Source organism: Pseudomonas sp. GW822-FHT02E03 (assembly GCF_058802325.1).
In genome coordinates, this window is the sequence record NZ_JBXAOA010000012.1 from 15956 (window position 1) to 37122 (window position 21167).

General features: G+C 60.4%; 19 protein-coding genes. 11 read left to right on the forward strand and 8 right to left on the reverse strand.

The window, feature by feature from the left end; translation table 11 throughout:
* Positions 1–146 precede the first annotated feature (146 nt).
* Positions 147–1715, forward strand: coding sequence for a SulP family inorganic anion transporter (locus AC1RQB_RS11530; protein ID WP_008076300.1), 1569 nt, complete (start codon positions 147–149; stop codon positions 1713–1715).
* 106 nt (positions 1716–1821) lie between these two features.
* Here AC1RQB_RS11530 and aroE read toward each other — a convergent pair whose 3' ends face one another.
* Complete coding sequence (gene aroE, locus AC1RQB_RS11535; protein WP_007902927.1) at positions 1822–2643, reverse strand: shikimate dehydrogenase; 822 nt, start codon at positions 2641–2643, stop codon at positions 1822–1824.
* A gap of 81 nt (positions 2644–2724) precedes the next feature.
* Positions 2725–3639: an oxygen-dependent coproporphyrinogen oxidase gene (gene hemF, locus AC1RQB_RS11540; protein ID WP_007902928.1), complete on the reverse strand. Its 915-nt coding sequence runs from the start codon at positions 3637–3639 to the stop codon at positions 2725–2727.
* Between the two features lie 173 nt (positions 3640–3812).
* Between hemF and AC1RQB_RS11545 the strand changes: the two genes are divergently transcribed.
* The gene (locus AC1RQB_RS11545) at positions 3813–4790 is read left to right on the forward strand and encodes an NADPH:quinone reductase (RefSeq protein ID WP_207267422.1); all 978 of its coding nucleotides are present in this window, start codon (positions 3813–3815) and stop codon (positions 4788–4790) included.
* 112 nt (positions 4791–4902) lie between these two features.
* Here the strand turns inward: AC1RQB_RS11545 and tsaC are convergent, their stop codons facing one another.
* The 3 genes from tsaC to AC1RQB_RS11560 all read right to left on the reverse strand — a co-directional run bounded on the left by tsaC (position 4903) and on the right by AC1RQB_RS11560 (position 7721).
* A complete protein-coding gene (gene tsaC, locus AC1RQB_RS11550) occupies positions 4903–5460 on the reverse strand; it encodes an L-threonylcarbamoyladenylate synthase type 1 TsaC (RefSeq protein WP_007902933.1) in 558 nt (185 codons plus the stop codon).
* A gap of 54 nt (positions 5461–5514) precedes the next feature.
* Positions 5515–6615 (reverse strand): DNA-processing protein DprA, encoded by a 1101-nt coding sequence (gene dprA / locus AC1RQB_RS11555; RefSeq protein WP_063342016.1) that lies wholly within the window; start codon positions 6613–6615, stop codon positions 5515–5517.
* Between the two features lie 80 nt (positions 6616–6695).
* Positions 6696–7721 carry a LysM peptidoglycan-binding domain-containing protein gene (locus tag AC1RQB_RS11560; protein ID WP_063342017.1) on the reverse strand — a complete coding sequence of 342 codons (1026 nt, stop codon included), beginning with the start codon at positions 7719–7721 and terminating at the stop codon, positions 6696–6698.
* Positions 7722–7890: 169 nt separating this feature from the next.
* Here AC1RQB_RS11560 and def point away from each other — a divergent pair, with 169 nt between their 5' ends.
* The 5 genes from def to AC1RQB_RS11585 all read left to right on the forward strand — a co-directional run bounded on the left by def (position 7891) and on the right by AC1RQB_RS11585 (position 12578).
* A complete protein-coding gene (def, locus tag AC1RQB_RS11565; protein WP_007902944.1) occupies positions 7891–8397 on the forward strand; it encodes a peptide deformylase in 507 nt (168 codons plus the stop codon).
* Positions 8398–8469: 72 nt separating this feature from the next.
* Positions 8470–9429 carry a methionyl-tRNA formyltransferase gene (gene fmt / locus AC1RQB_RS11570; RefSeq protein ID WP_063342018.1) on the forward strand — a complete coding sequence of 320 codons (960 nt, stop codon included), beginning with the start codon at positions 8470–8472 and terminating at the stop codon, positions 9427–9429.
* Positions 9426–10736, forward strand: coding sequence for a 16S rRNA (cytosine(967)-C(5))-methyltransferase RsmB (gene rsmB, locus AC1RQB_RS11575; protein WP_063342019.1), 1311 nt, complete (start codon positions 9426–9428; stop codon positions 10734–10736). The genes fmt and rsmB overlap by 4 nt, the downstream gene beginning before the upstream one ends.
* Positions 10737–10758: 22 nt before the next feature.
* Positions 10759–12132, forward strand: a complete 1374-nt coding sequence (trkA, locus tag AC1RQB_RS11580) for a Trk system potassium transporter TrkA (protein WP_008076315.1) — start codon at positions 10759–10761, stop codon at positions 12130–12132.
* 131 nt (positions 12133–12263) lie between these two features.
* Complete coding sequence (locus tag AC1RQB_RS11585) at positions 12264–12578, forward strand: tetratricopeptide repeat protein (protein ID WP_063342020.1); 315 nt, start codon at positions 12264–12266, stop codon at positions 12576–12578.
* A gap of 102 nt (positions 12579–12680) precedes the next feature.
* Here the strand turns inward: AC1RQB_RS11585 and AC1RQB_RS11590 are convergent, their stop codons facing one another.
* Positions 12681–13568: a lysophospholipid acyltransferase gene (locus AC1RQB_RS11590; protein ID WP_063342021.1), complete on the reverse strand. Its 888-nt coding sequence runs from the start codon at positions 13566–13568 to the stop codon at positions 12681–12683.
* 40 nt (positions 13569–13608) lie between these two features.
* Positions 13609–14166, reverse strand: coding sequence for a DNA-3-methyladenine glycosylase I (gene tag / locus AC1RQB_RS11595; protein ID WP_063342022.1), 558 nt, complete (start codon positions 14164–14166; stop codon positions 13609–13611).
* 81 nt (positions 14167–14247) lie between these two features.
* Between tag and glyQ the strand changes: the two genes are divergently transcribed.
* The 4 genes from glyQ (at position 14248) to AC1RQB_RS11615 (ending at position 18657) form a co-directional block, all read left to right on the forward strand.
* Positions 14248–15201, forward strand: coding sequence for a glycine--tRNA ligase subunit alpha (gene glyQ, locus AC1RQB_RS11600; protein ID WP_003213601.1), 954 nt, complete (start codon positions 14248–14250; stop codon positions 15199–15201).
* Positions 15198–17252 carry a glycine--tRNA ligase subunit beta gene (glyS, locus tag AC1RQB_RS11605; RefSeq protein WP_008076325.1) on the forward strand — a complete coding sequence of 685 codons (2055 nt, stop codon included), beginning with the start codon at positions 15198–15200 and terminating at the stop codon, positions 17250–17252. The genes glyQ and glyS overlap by 4 nt, the downstream gene beginning before the upstream one ends.
* A 4-nt stretch (positions 17253–17256) precedes the next feature.
* Entirely contained in the window at positions 17257–17796 is a 540-nt protein-coding gene (gmhB, locus tag AC1RQB_RS11610) for a D-glycero-beta-D-manno-heptose 1,7-bisphosphate 7-phosphatase (protein WP_162830932.1), read from the forward strand.
* 81 nt (positions 17797–17877) lie between these two features.
* Positions 17878–18657, forward strand: coding sequence for a lysophospholipid acyltransferase family protein (locus AC1RQB_RS11615; protein WP_063342023.1), 780 nt, complete (start codon positions 17878–17880; stop codon positions 18655–18657).
* 181 nt (positions 18658–18838) lie between these two features.
* On the opposite strand, the gene AC1RQB_RS11620 is transcribed toward AC1RQB_RS11615, so the two are convergent.
* Positions 18839–21151, reverse strand: coding sequence for a CHASE2 domain-containing protein (locus AC1RQB_RS11620; protein ID WP_063342024.1), 2313 nt, complete (start codon positions 21149–21151; stop codon positions 18839–18841).
* Positions 21152–21167: the final 16 nt, after the last annotated feature.

Sequence of the window (21167 nt, forward strand, 5' to 3'; positions counted from 1 at the left end):
TGGGAATGCATCCCGTGACGCTCCGCGTCACATTCAGAAGCGGACGCGGAGCGTCCATGGCGGCATTCCCACGCGGAGCGTGGGAACGATCAGCGATCGGTGTCTCGTCCTGCTACCCTTGCGCAAAATCCCACCCGAGAGGACCCATGGCCTTCCCCAGCCGCCATTCACTCTTCCCCTTCCTGACCTGGTTGCCCCGGCAAACCCGCGCCAGCGTCGGTCGTGACCTGATCGTCGGCCTGAGCGGTGCGATTCTCGCGTTGCCACAATCGATTGCCTACGCCCTGATCGCCGGTCTCCCACCGGAATACGGGTTGTACGCCGCCATCATCCCGGTGCTGATCGCCTGCCTCTGGGGTTCGTCATGGCATTTGATCTGCGGTCCTACGGCGGCCATTTCCATCGTCCTGTACGCCAGCGTCAGTCCTCTTGCCGTCCCCGCGTCGCAGGACTACGTCACGCTGATCCTGCTTCTGACACTCCTGGCGGGCATTTTCCAGTGGCTGCTGGGTTTGCTGCGTTTCGGCGCCTTGGTGAATTTCGTCTCTCACTCGGTGGTGCTGGGCTTCACCCTCGGCGCAGCGGTGGTGATTGCCATTGGGCAACTGCCGAACTTGCTTGGGCTGGATGTGCCCAACCAAGCCACGGCGCTAAATAGCCTGCTGCTGTTGTTCAGTCATCTCAGTGAGGTGGACAAACCCTCGCTGGTACTGGGTCTGGCCACGGTCGGGGTGGGCATCGCGCTGAAACTGCTGGTGCCGCGCTGGCCGACGTTGTTGATCGCTCTGGCCCTGAGCGGATTGCTGGTGTGGCTGTGGCCAGCGATGTTCGGCCATGTGCAGTTGGTGAGCGCCTTTGTCGGGCGGCTGCCGCCCTTCAGCCCGTTGCCGCTGGATCTGGATCTGGTGTTGCGCCTGCTGCCCAGCGCGGTGGCGGTCGGCATGCTCGGGCTGGTGACGAGCCTGTCGATTGCCCGCTCCTTGTCGGCGCGTTCGCAACAGCTGCTCGACGCCAATCAAGAAGTCCGCGCCCAGGGTTTTTCGAACATGGTCGGTGCGTTTTTTTCCGGGTCGCTGTCAGCCGGTTCCTTCACCCGCTCGGCCCTGAGCTATGACGCCGGTGCCTGCTCACCGTTGGCGGGAGTCTTTTCCGCGATGTGGGTGGCACTGTTCGCGATCTTCGGCGCGGTATTGATCGCGCACATCCCGATCCCGGCCATGGCCGGCAGCATTTTGTTGATCGCCTGGGGATTGGTCGACCATCGCGGCATTCGCGCGCTGTTGCGGGTAAGCCGTGCCGAGTTTCTGGTCATGGCGCTGACCTGTGTCGCGACGCTGTTGCTGGAGTTGCAAACAGCGATCTACGCCGGCGTGCTGGCCTCGCTGTTCTTCTACCTCAAACGCACCTCGCAACCTCGGGTGCAGCATTGGCGTGAGGGCGACGAAGACATTCTGCGAGTCGGCGGTTCGATCTTTTTCGGCGCCAGCCATTACCTGCAAGTGCGTTTGCAACGGATGCACGGCGCACGGGTGGTGATCGAGGCGCAGCAGATCAACTTCATCGACTATTCGGGCGTGGAAATGCTGCACCAGGAAGCGCGACGGCTGCTACGCCAGGATCGCAGCCTGACCCTGCGGCGGGCTCGGCCGCAGGTGGTGGAGGAGTTGAGAAAGCTCGAAGGCGCGGAGAAATGCCCGATTCGCTTCGAGGATTGAAACACAGCCCCCTGTAGGAGCGAGGCTTGCCCGCGAAGGGAGCGCCGCGGTGATTCAGGCATACCGCATCATCGTTCTTCGCGGGCAAGCCTCGCTCCTACAGGGGTTACGCGGCTAGCTGGCGTCGGAGCTCGGCCAGCACGGGCGCTGTGTCCGGGCGCACGCCGCGCCACAGGTAAAAAGCTTCCGCCGCCTGCTCGGCCAACATTCCCAGGCCATCCATCGCCACCGCCGCGCCGTGCTCGCTGGCCCAGCGGCAGAAGGAGGTCGGGTCCTTGCCGTACATCATGTCGTAGCAAACCGTCTTGCCCGGCTCGATCAAGCTGCTGGCAATCGGCGGTACATCGCCTGACAGGCTCGCCGACGTAGCGTTGATGATCAGGTCCACCGGCTCCTGCAACCAATCGAAGCCACTGGCCGACACCGGCCCCAGATCCGCGAACAATTCGGCCAGCAATTCGGCTTTTTCCACTGTTCGGTTGGCGATGATCACCGACGCCGGTTGCTCCGCCAGCAGCGGCTCCAGGGCCCCGCGCACCGCACCGCCGGCCCCGAGCAGCAGGATGCGTTTACCTGCAAGGCTGAATCCGGCATTGACCGTCAGGTCCCGCACCAGCCCGGCGCCATCGGTGTTGTCGCCCAGCAGGCTGCCATCGGCCAGTTTGCTCAGGGTATTCACCGCACCGGCCCGCTGCGCCCGTTTGGTCAAGCTGTTCGCCAAACGATAAGCGTCTTCCTTGAACGGCACCGTCACATTCGCCCCACGCCCTTCACGGAAAAATGCCTGGGCACAGCCGGAAAAATCATCGAGGGGCGCCAGCAAAGTGCTGTAGTCCAGTTTTTGCCCCGTCTGCTCGGCGAACAAACGGTGGATCAGCGGCGACTTGCTGTGGCCAATCGGGTTACCGAATACGACGTAACGATCCATCTACATTCCTCAACCGTAGAAGCTGCCGAAGGCTGCGATCTTGACGGCAACCCCGACGATGCAAAAACTCAAACCCTGGAATCAGGCCTTGGCCAACCAATCGCGATCTTGCAGGAAGTACTCGGTCAGGCGCGCTTCTTCACTGCCCGGCTCGGCTTTCCAGTCATAGGCCCAGCGCACTTGCGGCGGCAGCGACATCAGGATCGACTCGGTACGCCCGCCCGATTGCAGGCCGAACAGCGTGCCGCGGTCATAGACCAGGTTGAACTCGACATAACGGCCACGGCGAAACTCCTGGAATTCACGCTGCTTGGCCGTGAACGCATCGTTCTTGCGGCGCTGCACGATCGGCAGGTACGCGTCGATGAATGCATCGCCGATGGCGCGCATGAAGGCGAAGCTGGTGTCGAAGTCCCACTCGTTCAAGTCATCGAAAAACAGGCCGCCGATGCCACGCGGCTCGTGGCGATGCTTGATGTGGAAGTAACTGTCGCACCAGGCTTTGTAGCGCGGGTAGACGTCTGGCCCGAACGGCGCGCAGGCCTGTTCGGCGACGCGGTGCCAGTGCACACAGTCCTCCTCATTACCGTAATAAGGGGTCAGGTCGAAGCCGCCACCGAACCACCAGACCGGCTCTTCACCTTCTTTTTCAGCGATGAAAAAGCGCACGTTGGCGTGGGACGTCGGTACATGGGGGTTGTGCGGGTGAATTACCAAAGACACGCCCAAGGCTTCGAAGCCTCGGCCGGCCAATTCTGGCCGATGAGCGCTGGCGGAGGGTGGGAGACCGCTGCCAAAGACGTGGGAAAAGTTGACGCCGCCCTTTTCTATGACCGCGCCGTTTTCGATCACCCGGGTGCGACCGCCACCGCCGGCAGGGCGGGTCCAGGCGTCTTCGACGAAACGCGCGCCGCCGTCTTCAGCTTCCAGGGCAGCGCAAATGCGGTCTTGCAGGTCGAGCAGGTAGGCTTTTACGGCCTCGGTGCGGGTAGTCATGGCATCACCTTGAATCGGGCAAAGCTACGCGGCGCTCATACAGGCCGGCGGCAAATTGCTGCGTAGGATAACACTGCACCTTGTGCCGTCGCAGTTGACGAAGGTCAAGCTTGGGAGTTCGATAGAACGCTTCGCGCTACAACTCTAGAATCCAAGACCCAAGGAAAGTGCAGATGGCAAAGCGTATCCAGTTCCGTGCCCATGGCGGCCCCGAAGTACTCGAGCATGTCGATTACCAGCCCGCCGAACCCGGCCCGCTGCAGGTGCGCGTGACCAACAAGGCTATCGGCCTGAACTTCATTGACACCTATTACCGCGGTGGCCTTTATGCGCCACCTGCCTTGCCGTCGGGCCTGGGCGCTGAAGGCGCGGGCGTGGTCGAAGCAGTCGGCAGCGAAGTCACACGTTTCAAGATCGGCGATCGCGTGGCGTACGGCAGTGGCCCATTGGGCGCTTATAGCGACGTTCATGTATTGCCGGAAGCCAATCTGGTACATCTGCCAGATGCCATCAGCTTCGAACAAGCCGCCGGCGTGATGCTCAAAGGCCTGACCGTGCAGTACCTGCTGCGTCAGACATATGAACTCAAGGGTGGCGAAACCATCCTGTTCCACGCAGCGGCGGGTGGCGTCGGCTCTTTGGCCTGCCAATGGGCCAAGGCCTTGGGCGTGAAGCTGATTGGCACGGTCAGTTCAGCAGAGAAAGCCACCCTGGCGAAAGCCAATGGTGCCTGGGCGACCATCGATTACAGCCATGAAAACGTCGCACAACGCGTGCTGGAATTGACTGACGGTAAAAAAGTGCCGGTGGTGTACGACGGCGTAGGCAAAGACACCTGGCTGACGTCGCTCGATAGCGTCGCGCCTCGGGGGCTGGTGGTGAGTTTCGGTAATGCTTCGGGCGCAGTAGACGGAGTGAACCTGGGGATTCTCGCGGGGAAGGGTTCGCTGTACGTGACCCGACCGACCCTGGCGACCTACGCCAACAACGCTGAAAACCTGCAAAGCATGGCCGATGAGTTGTTCGAGATGATCATCAGCGGGAAGCTTACGGTGGACATCAGCCAGCGCTATCCACTGGCAGAAGCGGCGAAAGCACAGACCGAATTGTCAGCGCGGCGCACGACTGGCTCGACGATTCTATTGCCTTGAGGACGCCATCGCGGGCAAGCCCGCTCCCACAGGATTTCGGTCGTGCACATTATTCGTGTACGACTCGGATCTGTGGGAGCGAGGCTTGCCCGCGATGAACGATGACACGGTCTTAATCCGGGCGCACAACGTGGCCGGTGGCCAGATCGCGGATCACGCTCGGATTCTTGCGCCCACCCAGATTGCCACCCAGCACCCAATCAACCTGCCCGCGGAAATACTGCTCCACGCGAATCCGCGTCCGCGCCGCCGGCCGCCCCTGAGGGTTGGCCGAGGTTGAAACCAACGGCCCGACCAACGCACACAAATCCCGCACCAGTGGGTGATCGCTAACCCGCAACGCCACCGTTTCATGCACACCGGTAATCCACTGGGGCAACATATTCTGATGCGGCACCAGCCAGGTGTTCGGGCCTGGCCAGGTGCTGGCCATGCGATCCATCCACAATTCAGGGAAGTCTTCGAAGAGGAAGTCGAACTGGCGGATATTGTCGGCCACCAGAATCAGGCCTTTATCCACAGACCGTCCCTTGATCAGCAGCAGACGATCCACCGCCTCTTCGTCCCACGGGTTGCAACCCAGACCCCAGACAGCTTCGGTTGGATAGGCAATGACCGCCCCGGCGCGAACTTCTCGTGCGGCTTGTTGCACACGCCAACTGTTAACCATGAAAGATTCTCCGGAATAAGGCTCTGCGCAGTTTACCGATCCTGCTTATAAAACCTAGTTTACCCGCGCAAACCATCGGCCGCTTTCGCAGACTGCCCTGCCGTCCATTTCCAGTTCCGTCAGCGCTGCCAGCACTTTGGACAACGCCCAGCCACTGGTGACCGCCAAGGCTTCACTGGTGTGGGGCGCTGCATGGAGCAATATGAGCAGCGGGTGAGTTTCTGTCGGTGTTTCTGTGGATAACGGCAACCGTTGCCAGCCGCGCAACGCTTCGAGGATGTGTTCTATGGTTTCCACCAGCACCGCACCGTCGCGGATCAGTTGATGGCAACCCTTTGCCCCAGGGTGATGGATCGATCCTGGAATCGCATACACCTCACGCCCCTGTTCCGCCGCCAGCCTCGCGGTGATCAACGAACCACTGGCAACACTCGCCTCGACCACGAGCACGCCGAGGGACAAACCGCTGATGATTCGATTGCGCCGGGGGAAGTTGCTGGGGGAAGGGCCGGCGTCCAGCGGGAACTCCGAAAGGACCGCGCTTCCCGAGGCGATCATGGCGTCCGCCAGTCGCCGGTTTCGCTGTGGATAAAAATTTTCAAGCCCCGTGCCAAGTACGCCGACCGTTTGCCCGCCAACGTCCAGAGCCGCCTGATGCGCCGCAGCATCGATGCCCAGGGCCAGACCGCTGGTGATGACAAAACCGGCGCCGGCCAGCGTGCGGGAAAACGCGGCGGCGGTGTCCATGCCCGGTCGCGAAGCACGACGGCTGCCGACCATCGCCAGCTGTGGTTTTTCCAGAATTCCCGGATCGCCTGCGGCGAATAACAGCGGCGGCGCATCACTGATTTGCGCCAGCAACGCGGGGTAGTCAGGTTGGTCCCACATCAGTAAATGCTGGCCCGGGCGCTCTAACCAGGCTAATGCATGACTGGCGCGGTCACGAATTTCGCTGGAGCGCCGGGCTTCCGCGCAGGCGAGTGGCAGGCCCAATGCACGCCAGGCGCTAGCCGGTGCGCTGATGGCTTTGGAGGCAGAGCCAAAGGCCTCAAGCAACTTCTTGAAACGCGCAGGGCCGAGTTCCGGTAAACGATGCAGGCGTAAACGGGCTTCCAGTTCCGCAGGGGAAATGGACGTACAGGCAGACAGCGACATGGATCATCCTTGATCGTTATATAGTCCCGTCGAATCGGGAATAAGCTGTGGATAACTCTGTTGGTAACTTGTTAGCAGGCTTAAGGATTTCGCACCTTGTCCATCACCGCCAGGGAGCGCGATGCGTTAAGGACCAGCCCGTAGCTGAGCTTGTCGTAGGTGCGGAATACCATCAGCAGCCCGGCCCGCTCGTCGGGAATTTTCAATGGCTGACCGGTAATCCGGTCACGCACGGTTTCACCGGTTTTCATCACCACCAGCACATTGCCTTCGGCCAGGCCATCGCGCTGCCCTTTGTTGAGCGTGACGACATCCAGCGCGCCGATCTGGGTGACCCCACGCGGCACATCAATAATCAAGCCGTTGATTTCGGTTGTCGGGGCACTGGGCATGAAGGTCGAATTGATCGAGCGTTCTTCGCCGCCGAACAAGCGGTCGCCGAGTCGCACTTCCTGAGTGGTGCGTTGCAGGGCCAGGGTGGCGACGTCGCCTTCAGTGGCAATGATCTCGCCGCCACCGATGTCGTCGGCGTTGATCCCCAGAAACTCCTTGCTCTGCGGATCGGTGTAGACCTTGCCCTGACGGAAGATGCCGTACACCGGTTGTGCCGGGTCGAAATGGCCACGCGCGAATATTCGATCACCGGTGCCACTGAGCACCCGTTCGGCATCGCCAGCGACGATGTAGGGCGCCTTGTCGAAATCCTCCGCCTTGTCGACGATGCGATTGCTCAGCAGAAAGCTGTTGATCGATTTCAGCGGGATGCTCGGAATGGCATCGGCCACCGGCGAGCTGCGGATTCGTGGCGAAAGCTTGATGGTGCCCCGGGAAGCGCCGCGATTAAGGGTCAGGCGTGGCTGACCGTTGACGTAGACCAGCGATAGCGTATCGCCCGGATAGATGAGATTGGGGTTTTCGATCTGTGGATTGGCCTGCCAAAGCTGCGGCCATTCCCACGGCTCACGCAGGTATTTGGCGGAAATGTCCCAGAGTGTGTCCCCTGCCACTACGGTGTATTGCTGTGGAAAACCTTCCCTGAGTTGCACTTGCCCATGCGCAAAACCGGCCGAGGCCAGAAGGAGCAAGGCGAGTAGTGATTTCCTCATGCGGTGAATCCCTTTATTATGTACGTTCGCGTGAAACGCCAGAGCCCTCGTGGCTCGCTTCCGGCTCATTATTGAAAAGCGGGAAGCTACGTTCACAACGGTAGCCTGCATCCTCGGACTCGCCAGGCCATCGACCCGACTTTACCTCACACGTGCAGCAATTGAGCTTATGGCCATTTTAGACATCCTCGAATTCCCCGACTCGCGCCTGCGTACTATCGCCAAACCAGTGGCTGTAGTGGACGACGAAGTGCGTCAGTTGGTCGATGACATGTTTGAAACAATGTATGAAGCGCCAGGCATCGGCCTCGCCGCGACCCAGGTCAACGTGCACAAACGTATCGTCGTAATGGACCTCTCCGAAGACCGCAGCGAACCGCGAGTGTTCATCAACCCCGAGTTCGAAGTCCTGACTGATGAGGTGGACCAGTACCAGGAAGGCTGCCTCTCGGTGCCGGGCTTCTACGAAAACGTCGATCGCCCGCAAAAGGTCAAGATCAAGGCCCAGGACCGCGACGGCCAACCGTACGAACTGATCGCCGAAGGCCTGCTTGCGGTATGCATCCAGCATGAATGCGACCACCTCAACGGCAAATTGTTCGTTGATTACCTGTCCACGCTCAAACGCGACCGGATCAAGAAGAAACTGGAAAAGCTCCATCGCCAGAACGCTTGATGCCCTTCTTTCAAAGGCTTGCTGCGGCAAGCCTTTTTCTTTTGCGACTGCTTTGTAATTGAGAGCTTCCCCATGACTGAGCCACTGCGCATTGTCTTTGCCGGTACCCCGGAATTCGCCGCCGAACACCTCAAGGCCCTGCTCGACAGTCCTTACGAGATCGTTGCGGTCTACACCCAACCGGACCGTCCGGCAGGCCGTGGGCAGAAGCTGATGCCAAGCCCGGTCAAGCAGTTGGCTCTGGAGCACAACATCCAGGTGTTGCAACCACCGACCCTGCGCAACGAAGACGCTCAGGCTGAACTGGCCGCACTGAAACCGGATTTGCTGGTGGTGGTCGCCTACGGCCTGATCCTGCCGCAAGTGGTGCTGGATATTCCGCGCCTGGGTTGCATCAACAGCCACGCTTCATTGCTGCCACGCTGGCGCGGTGCGGCGCCGATCCAGCGCGCCGTTGAGGCGGGCGATAGCGAGAGCGGCGTGACCGTGATGCGTATGGAACTGGGTCTGGATACCGGGCCGATGTTGCTCAAAGTCACCACGCCGATCAGCGCAGAAGACACCGGCGGCAGCCTCCATGATCGTCTCGCAGAGATGGGCCCACCGGCCGTGGTGCAGGCGATTGCCGGCCTGGCTGCAGGCACTCTGGAAGGCGAAGTGCAGGACGACAGCCTCGCCACCTACGCACACAAATTGAACAAGGACGAAGCGCGCATCGACTGGAGCCGCCCGGCGGTTGAGCTGGAGCGTCTGGTTCGCGCCTTCAACCCTTGGCCGATTACCCACAGCACGCTGAACGGCGAAGCGCTGAAAGTGTTGGCTGCGAGCCTGGCCGAAGGGCAGGGCGCGCCGGGTGAAATCCTCAGCGCCAGCAAGGACGGCTTGGTCGTCGCCTGCGGTGAACAGGCACTGTGCCTGACCCGTCTGCAGTTGCCCGGCGGCAAGGCGCTGAACTTCAGCGACTTGTTCAACAGCCGTCGTGAGAAATTCGCCCTCGGCACCGTTCTCGGTCAAGCGGCGGACGCTCAATGAATCCACGTCTGGCCGCCGCCAAGGCATTGGCCGCTGTTCTTAACGGAAAAGCCTCACTCAACAGTTCTCTGCCGACGCAAATGGACAAGGTCGAAGACCGCGATCGCGGCTTCACCCAGGACCTGGCATTTGGCACGGCTCGCTGGCAGCCACGTTTGTCGGCGCTGGCGGCCAAGTTGCTGCAAAAGCCGTTCAAGGCAGCTGATGCCGATGTCGAGGCGCTATTGCTGGTCGGCCTCTACCAACTGCTCTACACCCGGGTTCCGGCCCACGCGGCCATCGGTGAAACCGTCGGTTGCGCCGAAAAACTGAAAAAGCCGTGGGCCAAAGCCTTGCTCAACGCCGTTTTGCGCCGCGCCCAACGGGAAAGCGAAGCGCTGCTGGCCGAACTGGAGCACGACCCAGTGGTGCGCACCGCTCACCCGCGCTGGCTGCAAAAATCCCTCAAAGCCTTCTGGCCCGAGCAGTGGGAAGCCATTTGCGCGGCAAACAACGCTCACCCGCCGATGATTTTGCGGGTCAACCGTCGCCATCACACCCGCGATGCTTATCTCGGGTTGCTGACCGAAGCGGGCATCGCTGCCACGCCGTGCATTTACAGTCAGGACGGCATTATCCTCGACGCAGCGGCCGACGTGCGCAGCCTCCCGGGTTTCGCCGAAGGCTGGATCAGCGTGCAGGACGAAGCCGCGCAACTGGCTGCCGACCTGCTGGACCTGGCGCCAGGCCAACGGGTGCTGGACGCCTGCTGCGCACCGGGCGGCAAGACCTGCCACATCCTTGAAGCCGAGCCGGCACTCGCCGGCGTGGTGGCGGTGGATCTGGAAGCCAAGCGTCTGGTGCGTGTACGAGAAAACCTTGCACGCCTGGGCCTGAGCGCCGAACTGATCGCCGCCGACGGCCGCGACACCGCGACCTGGTGGGACGGCAAGCCATTCCAACGCATTCTGCTGGACGCGCCATGCTCGGCTACCGGTGTGATTCGTCGTCACCCGGACATCAAACTGACTCGCCAACCCGACGACATTGCCGCATTGGCGGTGCTTCAGGGCGAATTGCTTGACGCTATGTGGATAACGTTGGAAGTGGGCGGCATTCTGCTTTACGCCACCTGCTCCACACTGCCGACCGAGAACACCGAAGTCATCGAAGCGTTCCTCGCTCGCACACCGGGTGCCCGTGAACTCGACATCGCCAGTCAGGCCGGCATCAAGCAGCCCCATGGTCGCCAATTACTGGCCCAGGAAGGCGGCCACGACGGGTTCTACTACGCCAAGCTGATCAAGATTGCCGCCGCGCGCGGTTAACCGGTTTTAAGGGAGTGACTGGATGAAAATCATCATCCTCGGCGCAGGGCAGGTCGGCGGTTCGCTGGCGGAACACTTGGCCAGCGAGGCCAACGACATCACCGTGGTCGACACCGATGGCGAACGCCTGCGTGACCTCGGCGATCGGCTGGACATCCGCACCGTGCAAGGTCGCGGTTCGCTGCCGACCATCCTGCGTCAGGCCGGTGCCGACGACGCCGACATGTTGGTTGCAGTGACCAACAGTGACGAAACCAACATGGTGGCCTGTCAGGTCGCTCACACTCTGTTTCACACACCGACCAAGATCGCCCGGGTCCGCGAAGCCGCGTACCTGACCCGCGCCGAACTGTTCGATAACGAAGCGATTCCGGTCGACGTGTTGATCAGTCCGGAGCAAGTCGTTACCAATTACATCAAGCGCCTGATCCAGCATCCGGGTGCGTTGCAGGTAATCGACTTCGCCGAAGGCAAGGCGCAACTGGTGGCAGTGAAAGCCTATTACGGCGGTCCGCTGGTGGGTCAGCAATTGCGCCAGTTGCGTGAACACATGCCGAACGTCGAAACCCGCGTTGCGGCGATTTTCCGTCGTGACCGGCCGATCCTGCCCCAGGGCGATACGGTGATCGAGGCCGACGATGAAGTATTTTTCATCGCCGCCAAAGCGAATATTCGCGCGGTGATGAGCGAAATGCGCCGCCTCGATGAGAGCTACAAACGTATCGTCATCGCTGGCGGCGGGCAGATTGGCGAGCGCTTGGCCGAGGCCATCGAAAGTCGCTATCAGGTAAAGATCATCGAGATGAACCCGGCCCGCTGCCGCCATCTCTCGGATACCCTCGACAGCACCGTGGTGTTGCAGGGCAGTGCCTCCGACCGCGACTTGCTGATCGAGGAGAACATCGCCGACGCCGATATCTTCCTGGCGCTGACCAACGACGACGAAGCCAACATCATGTCGTCGCTACTGGCCAAGCGCCTGGGCGCGAAGAAGGTGATGACGATCATCAACAACCCGGCCTACGTCGACCTGATCCAGGGTGGCGACATCGACATCGCCATCAGCCCGCAATTGGCGACCATCGGCACGTTACTGGCCCACGTGCGGCGCGGCGATATCGTCAGCGTGCACTCATTGCGTCGAGGTGCGGCGGAAGCCATTGAGGCCATCGCCCACGGTGATTCGAAGTCGAGCAAGGTGATCGGCAAGGCCATTGAAAACATCGGCCTGCCACCAGGAACCACCATTGGCGCGATCATCCGCGACGAAGAAGTGATCATCGCCCACGACAACACAGTGATCGAAGCCGGCGACCATGTGATTCTGTTCCTTGTGGATAAAAAGCATATTCGGGATGTGGAAAAGCTGTTCCATGTGGGGTTGAGCTTCTTCTGATGATCGTTCCCACGCTCTGCGTGGGAATGCCTCAACGGACGCTCCGCGTTCGGCTTTGAATGGGACGCAGCGCGTCCCGGGCTGCATTCCCACGCGGAGCGTGGGAATGATCACTGACTGAGGAAGCACCGATGATCGAATCCCTGGAAAAAATGCTCGCCAAGGGTGTGGATAACTCCCTGCTGCGCTTCGGTCTGGGCAAGGGTTATCTGGATCTGGGTGAAAATGCCAAAGCCGCAGAGCATTTCCAGCGCTGCGTCGAGTTCGATCCGAAGTATTCGGCGGCCTGGAAGCTATTGGGCAAGGCCCATCTGGCGCTGGCGGATTACGCGGCGGCACGTCAGGCCTGGGAACAGGGCCTGGAAGCCGCCCGCAACCATGGCGACAAACAGGCCGAGAAGGAGATGACGGTGTTTCTGAAAAAGCTTGAGCGTCAGGCGTACTGATCAGAGGTAACTCAGGCCAAAGATCAAAAGATCGCAGCCTGCGGCAGCTCCTACGGAAGCCTGCGATCTTTTGATTTTCAGCGGGGATTATCCACAGCAGCCTCAGTACCAGCGTTCTTCGCCCGGCGGACGCTTCTTGAAGCGCTTCATGCTCCACATGTACTGGCTCGGATAAGCCCGCACATAGCGCTCGACCACTTGGCTCATCGCCGCACAGGAGGTTTCGGTATCGGTGCTGTACATAGCCTCCGGGGCAGCTTCGAGGATCACTTTGTAACCCGAACCGTCCGGTAGCCGCAGGGCATGCAGGAACACGCCGACCGCTTTGCCGCCGGCCAGCATGTTCGGCACGAATTTACTGGTCAGGGCCTGAGTGGCGAAGAATGGCACGAAGATCCCGGCGGATTCGGCCGGTTCCGGGTCAGCCGGAATGCCCACTGCCCCCCCTTTGCGCACTTCCTTGATCACGCTGAGGATGCCTTCCTTGGTGGAAGCGGCCACCCGGTTACCTAATTGCACCCGCTGCTTGCGCAGCAACTCATCCACCGCCTTGAGCTTGGGCGGACGGTAGAAAATGATCGGTTTGCACTGGTTGCAATAGAAGTGGTTCAACACTTCCCAGTTGCCCAGATGGCTGGTGATGCCGACCACGCCTTTGCCGGAGGCGAGGGCGTCTTTAAGCACATCGAGACCTTCGACTTCACGCACCAAATCAATGGAACGCTGGGCCGGCCAGATCCACGCGCAAGCGCTCTCGGTCAGGGACTTGCCGATGTCTTTCAGGCTCTGTCCGACCAAACGCTCGCGTTCGGCGGGGTCCATTTGCGGAAAGCACTTGGCGAGGTTGATCCGCACCACGTTGCGGGAACGGTTGGGGGTTTTCCACATGATCCAGCCAATTGCTGAACCCACCGCCTGCACTGCCCGCCAAGGAAGCAGGGCAAACAGACGCAGAGCGCCTACCAGCAAGGCGCCTTTCAACTTATCCACAGGTCACTCCTGATCTTGTGCTGTGCGCGAGGCGGCTATTCTAACCGCCGTTCGCCAAGGTGGCGTAGCGATCGCAATCCCGGGTGTGGTCCATGACCATGCCCGAGGCCTGCATCAACGCATAACAAATGGTCGGGCCGACGAACGTGAATCCGGCTTTTTTCAGGCCTTTGCTCATCTCGACGGCAACCGGTGTCACGGCCGGCACTTCACTGCGATCCTTGAAATGATTGATCACCGGCGCTCCGCCGACGAACGACCAGAGAAACGCCACCGGGTCCTCCAGCGCCAGCCAGGCTTGGGCATTGCGCCGGGCCGCGTTGAGTTTGAGGCGATTGCGGATGATCCCCGGATCGAGCATCAATTCATCGATTTCCGCGTCGCTCATCTGTGCCACACGCTGCACGTCGAAGCCAAACAGCACCTCGCGATAACGCTCTCGTTTGCGCAACACAGTGATCCAGGAAAGCCCGGCCTGGAACCCTTCGAGCAAAAGCAACTCGAACAAACCCTGCGCATCGCGTAGCGGCGTGCCCCACTCCTGATCGTGATAAGCCATGTACAGCGGATCTTCGGTACACCAAAAGCAGCGTGGCATAAGGCTCCAGGGGGCGTGCGCAGGACCGAATCGGGTATACTCCCGCTCTTTAAATCGCAGCCCAAGAAACAGGTGAATTTCGTGAGCCAGCCTACGCCAGCCGTGCGTACCTTCCAAGACTTGATCCTCGCCCTCCAGCAATACTGGGCCGAGCAAGGTTGTGTGGTACTTCAGCCCTACGATATGGAAGTAGGCGCCGGCACTTTCCACACTGCCACGTTCCTGCGCGCCATTGGCCCGGAAACCTGGAACGCCGCTTATGTGCAGCCCAGTCGTCGCCCGACTGACGGCCGCTACGGCGAAAACCCGAACCGTCTGCAGCACTACTACCAGTTCCAGGTAGTCCTGAAGCCGAACCCGGACAACTTCCAGGAACTGTACCTGGGCTCCCTCAAGCACGTGGGCCTCGACCCGCTGGTGCACGACATCCGTTTCGTCGAAGACAACTGGGAGTCGCCAACGCTGGGCGCCTGGGGTCTGGGCTGGGAAGTCTGGCTCAACGGCATGGAAGTGACGCAGTTCACTTACTTCCAGCAAGCGGGCGGCATCGAGTGCTACCCGGTGACCGGCGAGATCACTTACGGTCTTGAGCGTCTGGCCATGTACCTGCAAGGCGTGGACTCGGTCTACGACCTGGTCTGGGCTGACGGTCCGTTCGGCAAAGTGACCTACGGCGACGTGTTCCACCAGAACGAAGTGGAGCAGTCGACCTACAACTTCGAACACGCCAACGTCGAGAAGCTGTTCGAGTTGTTCGACTTCTATGAAAGCGAAGCCAAGCGCCTGATCGAACTTGATCAGCCATTGCCGTTGCCGAGCTACGAAATGGTGTTGAAGGCTTCCCACACCTTCAACCTGCTGGATGCGCGCCGGGCGATCTCGGTGACCGCGCGTCAGCAATACATTCTGCGGGTCCGCACCCTGGCGCGTTCCGTTGCGCAAGCCTACCTGCTGGCTCGCGCCAAGCTGGGCTTCCCGATGGCGACCCCGGACCTGCGTGATGAAGTACTGGCCAAGCTGGAGGCTGCACAATGAGTGCTCAAGATTTTCTGGTTGAACTGGGCACCGAAGAACTGCCACCCAAAGCCCTGAATACCCTGGCCGAAGCGTTTATGGCCGGTATCGACAAAGGCCTGCAAGCTGCCGGCCTGAACTACGAAACCAAAACCGTCTACGCCGCGCCACGTCGTCTGGCCGTGCTGATCACCGCGCTGGCGACCCAGCAGCCGGATCGCAGCATCAACCTCGACGGCCCGCCACGTCAGGCCGCGTTCGATGCCGAAGGCAACCCGACTCAAGCAGCCCTGGGCTTCGCCAAGAAGTGCGGTGTCGACCTGAGCGAGATCGATCAGAGCGGTCCAAAACTGCGCTACAGCCAAAGCATCGCCGGCAAGCCAACCGCGAGCCTGATGCCGACCATCGTTGAAGACTCCCTGAACGATTTGCCTATCCCCAAGCGCATGCGCTGGGGTGCTCGCAAAGAAGAATTCGTTCGCCCGACCCAATGGCTGGTGATGCTGCTTGGTGACCATGTCATCGACTGCACCATCCTTGCCCAGAAGTCCGGCCGCGATTCCCGTGGTCACCGCTTCCACCATCCTGAAAGCGTGCGCATCACCTCGCCGGCCAACTACCTGAGCGATCTGCGTGCGGCTTATGTGCTGGCCGACGCCAACGAGCGTCGCGAGCTGATCAGCAAGCGCACCGAAGAACTGGCGACGCTGCAGGAAGGTACGGCGATCGTGCCGCCGAGCCTGCTCGACGAAGTGACCGCGCTGGTTGAATGGCCGGTGCCGCTGGTGTGCTCGTTCGAAGAACGTTTCCTCGACGTGCCGCAAGAAGCGCTGATCACCACCATGCAGGACAACCAGAAGTATTTCTGCCTGCTGGATGCCGACGGCAAGTTGCTGCCTCGTTTCATTACCGTGGCCAACATCGAAAGCAAAGACCCGCAGCAGATCATCGCCGGTAACGAGAAAGTGGTTCGCCCACGCTTGACCGACGCCGAGTTCTTCTTCAAGCAAGACAAGAAGCAGAAACTCGAAGACTTCAACCTGCGTCTGCAGAACGTGGTGTTCCAGGAAAAACTCGGCAGCGTCTACGACAAGGCCGAGCGCGTTTCCAGGCTCGCCGCGTTCATCGCTCAACGCATTGGTGGCAACCCGGCCTGGGCTTCCCGTGCCGGCCTGATGTCCAAGTGCGACCTGGCGACCGAGATGGTCGGCGAGTTCCCGGAGATGCAAGGTGTCGCCGGGTACTACTACGCCCTCAACGACGGCGAGCCGGAAGAAGTCGCCCTGGCGCTGAACGAGCAGTACATGCCGCGCGGTGCCGGTGCTGAACTGCCGACCACCCTGACCGGTGCGGCCGTGGCCATCGCCGACAAGCTCGACACGCTGGTGGGTATTTTCGGTATCGGCATGCTGCCAACCGGGAGCAAAGACCCGTACGCCCTGCGCCGTGCAGCGCTGGGTGTATTGCGTATCCTGATCGACAAGAAGCTCGACCTCGACCTGAACGACGCCGTGGCGTTTGCCGTGAATGCGTTCGGTACCAAGGTCAAAGCTGCCGGCCTGAATGACTCGGTGCTGGAATTCATCTTCGATCGTCTGCGTGCCCGTTATGAAGACGAAGGCGTTGATGTCGGGACTTACCTGTCGGTCCGTGCCCTGAAGCCGGGTTCGGCGCTGGACTTCGATCAGCGTGTACAAGCGGTAGAAGCGTTCCGCAAATTGCCGGAAGCCGCAGCCCTGGCCGCGGTGAACAAGCGCGTTTCGAACTTGCTGAGCAAGGTCGAAGGCACCGTTCCTTCGGTCGTTGAAGCCAAATACTTCGACAACGCCAACGAGTTCTCCCTGTATTCGGCGATCCAGCAGGCTGACCAGGCTGTTCAGCCAATGGCCGCTGCGCGTCAGTACAGCGAATCGCTGGCACGTTTGGCCGCCTTGCGCGAGCCGGTAGATGCATTCTTCGAAGCGGTGATGGTCAACGCCGAAGATGCCAAGGTGCGAGCCAACCGCTATGCGCTGCTGGCGCGTCTGCGTGGCTTGTTCCTCGGCGTCGCCGACATTTCGCTGCTGGGCTAAGGGGCTGCTGTTGAAACTGCTGATTCTCGATCGGGACGGAGTGATCAATTACGACTCCGACGCGTACATCAAGTCGGTGGAGGAGTGGATTCCTCTCCCTGGTTCGATCGAAGCGATCGCGCAGTTGAGCAAGGCCGGCTGGACGGTGGCGGTCGCTACCAACCAGTCGGGCATCGCTCGCGGCTATTACGACATCGCCACCCTGGATGCCATGCACGCTCGCTTGCGCGAGCTGGTGGCGGAGCAGGGCGGTGAAGTCGGGCTAATTGTCTATTGCCCGCACGGCCCAGACGATGGCTGCGATTGCCGCAAGCCAAAACCCGGGATGTTGAAAACCATCGCCGCGCATTACAACGTTTCGCTGACGAATCTATGGTTCGTCGGCGATACTCTCGGTGACCTGGAAGCCGCCAAAGCCGTCGACTGTCAGCCAGTTTTGGTAAAGACCGGGAAAGGCGAAAAGACTCAGGGCAAGACCCTACCGGCAGGCACCTTGATTTTTGACGATCTGGCGGCGATTGCCGCGGAACTTATCCACAACTAAGGCTCTTCTGACATCCTGACCAAGGACTGATCGGGAGTGCGCTTGAATAGGCGGGCAATGCCCGCAACGGTAAATGTCGCCATGTCGATACTGCAGGCCATCAGAACTTTCCTCTTTTACCTGCTGCTGGGCACCAGCTCTTTGCTCTGGTGCACCCTGAGCTTTTTTATCGCGCCGTTTCTGCCATTCAAGGCGCGCTATCGCTTTATCAACGTGTACTGGTGCCGCTGCGCCTTATGGCTGAGCAAAGTCTTTCTGGGTATCCGTTATGAAGTGAAGGGTGCCGAGAACGTGCCTGACCAGCCCTGCGTGATTCAGTCGAACCACCAGAGCACCTGGGAGACATTCTTTCTCTCGGCCTACTTCGAGCCGCTGAGCCAGGTGCTCAAGCGCGAACTGCTCTACGTTCCGTTCTTCGGCTGGGCCATGGCCATGCTGCGACCGATCGCCATTGACCGTGGCAATCCGAAAGCTGCGCTCAAGCATGTGGCGAAGAAGGGCGATGAGCTGCTCAAGGACAAGGTCTGGGTACTGATCTTCCCGGAAGGGACTCGCGTTCCCTATGGCACGATCGGCAAGTTTTCCCGCGGTGGCACCGCGTTGGCCGTCAATGCGTCATTACCGGTACTGCCGATTGCGCACAATGCCGGCAAGTTCTGGCCAAAAACCGGGTGGGCGAAACAGCAAGGCGTGATCACCGTGATCATTGGCGCGCCGATGTACGCCGAGGGCAGTGGGCCGCGAGCCATTGCCGACCTGAATGATCGGGTGCAGGCCTGGAACGAACAGATGCAGCGCGAGATGGGTTCGCTGCCAGCAGCCCCGGCGGCCCCGAGTGCGACCGATCAAGTGGCTGTCTGAGATTCTGTGGATAACCTGTGTACCGTTTTGTTGAAAAACGTCGTTTTTAGTTTTTAAGCTTATGATTTACATACATATTTCTTAAGCAAATAAAACGTCGAAAAAGGTGCATAAGTTTATTTCGGACGTAAAAAACCGGCTGATATAGCCGGTTTTTTTATGCTCGCTGAAAACGTCTGGATTACTCGCTCAATAGCGGTAACTGGATGCTGAACGTCGAGCCTTGCCCCACCACGCTACGACAGGAAATCCTCCCGCCATGACGATCCACCACTGCCTTGACCATGGACAAACCCAGTCCCAGGCCGTCACTGTCGTGAGCCGAGGTAAAGCGCCGATACTGACTGAACAACTCAGGAAGTTCATCGACAGCAATCCCTCGACCCTGATCGGCGATTTCGCACAGTAGCCAACCTTCGGCATAACTCACCCGCACTGAGATCCGCGAGCCCGCCGGACTGTACTTGATGGCGTTTTCCAACAGGTTGAACAGTGCCCGTGTCAGTAGCGATTGATCGGCCAGAACCAGCGCTTCAGCGTCTTCGTCGAGGTCATGCAGCAACTGAATGTTCTTCAGATGAGCGATGCTCGAGGCCTGGTCGAAGGTATCGAGCAACAACATCGCGAACATGCTCGGCTGAAACTGATAGGCCTCGGACTCGGCTTTTGCCAACTGCACAAAAGCCTCGGTCAGGTTCAGCGCCTTGCGTACTTGTAATTCGATCTGGCTGAACACTTGAGTGTCACCGGGCACTTGATGCCGCTGAACATCGAGCAAGGCCAGTATCGCCGAATGGGGAGCCCTGAGGTCATGGGACAAAAAACGCAACAACACGGCTCGCTGTTCTTCGGCATCGCGCTCGACGCTCAAGTCAGTGAGGCTTAGTAGCCAGCCAATCACGGAGTCACCCTCGGCCGGCAACAGCGGCGCCAGGTCCAGACGCAGGCTGCGTGCCTGGGTGTCACGAAACTCCAGCGGCTCCAGGGTCGACAACGCAGATGGCATTCCGTTAGACGGCACCGGGTAACCCAAGTCGCTCAGTTGCTCGAGCATGTCCTCGCCCACCAGGCCATGAGAAAACACTTCTCGAGCCTTGCGGTTGGCCAGCAGAATGCGCCCTTGCGGATCGCTGATCAGCGTCGCCACCGGCAGGTACTCAAGTCCATCGGCGATGAAACGTCGGGTGTCGCGGGTCCGGCTCATGGCCTGCTCCAGCGCGACGATTTGCCCTTGCAGCACATCGCCGGCCGGGGCCTGGGTGCGACGACGTTCGGGAAAGACTTTTGGCTCGCCATCCAGGCGCGCCAGTTCCCAGCCGAAATAGGCGAGCACCGCGTTCAGCCTTCGCCAATTCCAGATCAGGTAGCCCAGCATCATCCCTAGCAGGCTCGCCGCCGGTGACCACCACCAGCCAAGCCGCAACAGTACACCCGAGCCCAGCAGAGCGGCCGCCATTGCACCCAAAGTCAGCCATAAGGCGCGACGCGGACGCACCAGCAACAGGCCCAGCAACTCACCGACAATCATCACCGACAGCAACGCCGCCAAGCGCTCATCGAGCACCACGATGTTGCGCTGTTGCAGCAGCCCATTGAGGATATTCGCCTGGATCTCGATGCCCGGTGTGGTGCCGATGCTGGCCGATTGCGGTGTCACGTAGCGGTCGCCCAGGCCTGGAGCGGTCGAGCCGATCAGGATCAAGCGATCGCGCAACAACTCGGGCGGGACTTCGCCGCGCAATACGCTGACGTAGGGCACACTGGGAAAGCCCGCGTCGGAATGGATGAAAGGAATCCGTATTTCATGGGCTCGCTGCCAGCCTTGCGCCGATGCCAGGGCCGGGGTACCAGGCATCGGTACATTTCCCTTGTCGGTAAGGGATTCTTCGTACAGCAGCCAAGCCAGTTGCGGGCGTGCTTTTTGCGCCGGGCCTTCGCTTAAATACACGCTGCGCACGATCCCGTCAGCGTCCGCTTCGGCATTGATGTGCCCGACGCCTTTAGCGCAATGGCTCAGCGCAGCCACCGGTTCAATTTCCCCCAAGGGTTGTCCATAACGTGCGACGCCTTCGCGCAGCAACGGCACAAAAACATTCCCGGCTCGACAGGTCGCCTGGGCCAAAAGCTGATCGTTGGCGGGATGGCTATCGGGCTCGCTGAAAATAACGTCGAACAGCACGCCTTTAACGTTCGCGGCGCCGAGCCGATCCAGCAGTTGCGCGTGCATGGCCCGCGACCACGGCCATTGGCCAAGCTGCTGCAAGCTATAGTCATCGATCGTGACGATGAGTATTCGCGGGTCTACCGGCAGCGGACTCAGCCGGCGCAGGTTGTCATACAGCAGATTGCTCAGGGCCAGCCCCTGATTCATGGACAGCATCGCCGTCAGCGGCAACAGGATCAGACAGACCCACAGCCACTCGCGCACCATCCGCTGAAACAACCGCTGAGCCTGGGTCGGCTCGCGGTCATCCTTCCTTGGCCGTCTCTTCATCGGTCGTCGGCCAGGG

Bases quoted from the DNA above. Each gene is read 5' to 3' on its own strand.
- AC1RQB_RS11530 (WP_008076300.1), top strand. From the start codon at position 147: ATGGCCTTCCCCAGCCGCCATTCACTCTTCCCCTTCCTGACCTGGTTG.
- tag (WP_063342022.1), bottom strand. From the start codon at position 14,166: ATGCCACGCTGCTTTTGGTGTACCGAAGATCCGCTGTACATGGCTTAT.
- fmt (WP_063342018.1), top strand. From the start codon at position 8,470: ATGACTGAGCCACTGCGCATTGTCTTTGCCGGTACCCCGGAATTCGCC.
- AC1RQB_RS11585 (WP_063342020.1), top strand. From the start codon at position 12,264: ATGATCGAATCCCTGGAAAAAATGCTCGCCAAGGGTGTGGATAACTCC.
- tsaC (WP_007902933.1), bottom strand. From the start codon at position 5,460: ATGGTTAACAGTTGGCGTGTGCAACAAGCCGCACGAGAAGTTCGCGCC.
- AC1RQB_RS11620 (WP_063342024.1), bottom strand. From the start codon at position 21,151: ATGAAGAGACGGCCAAGGAAGGATGACCGCGAGCCGACCCAGGCTCAG.
- AC1RQB_RS11615 (WP_063342023.1), top strand. From the start codon at position 17,878: ATGTCGATACTGCAGGCCATCAGAACTTTCCTCTTTTACCTGCTGCTG.
- AC1RQB_RS11560 (WP_063342017.1), bottom strand. From the start codon at position 7,721: ATGAGGAAATCACTACTCGCCTTGCTCCTTCTGGCCTCGGCCGGTTTT.
- AC1RQB_RS11545 (WP_207267422.1), top strand. From the start codon at position 3,813: ATGGCAAAGCGTATCCAGTTCCGTGCCCATGGCGGCCCCGAAGTACTC.
- trkA (WP_008076315.1), top strand. From the start codon at position 10,759: ATGAAAATCATCATCCTCGGCGCAGGGCAGGTCGGCGGTTCGCTGGCG.
- def (WP_007902944.1), top strand. From the start codon at position 7,891: ATGGCCATTTTAGACATCCTCGAATTCCCCGACTCGCGCCTGCGTACT.
- aroE (WP_007902927.1), bottom strand. From the start codon at position 2,643: ATGGATCGTTACGTCGTATTCGGTAACCCGATTGGCCACAGCAAGTCG.
- glyS (WP_008076325.1), top strand. From the start codon at position 15,198: ATGAGTGCTCAAGATTTTCTGGTTGAACTGGGCACCGAAGAACTGCCA.
- dprA (WP_063342016.1), bottom strand. From the start codon at position 6,615: ATGTCGCTGTCTGCCTGTACGTCCATTTCCCCTGCGGAACTGGAAGCC.
- rsmB (WP_063342019.1), top strand. From the start codon at position 9,426: ATGAATCCACGTCTGGCCGCCGCCAAGGCATTGGCCGCTGTTCTTAAC.
- hemF (WP_007902928.1), bottom strand. From the start codon at position 3,639: ATGACTACCCGCACCGAGGCCGTAAAAGCCTACCTGCTCGACCTGCAA.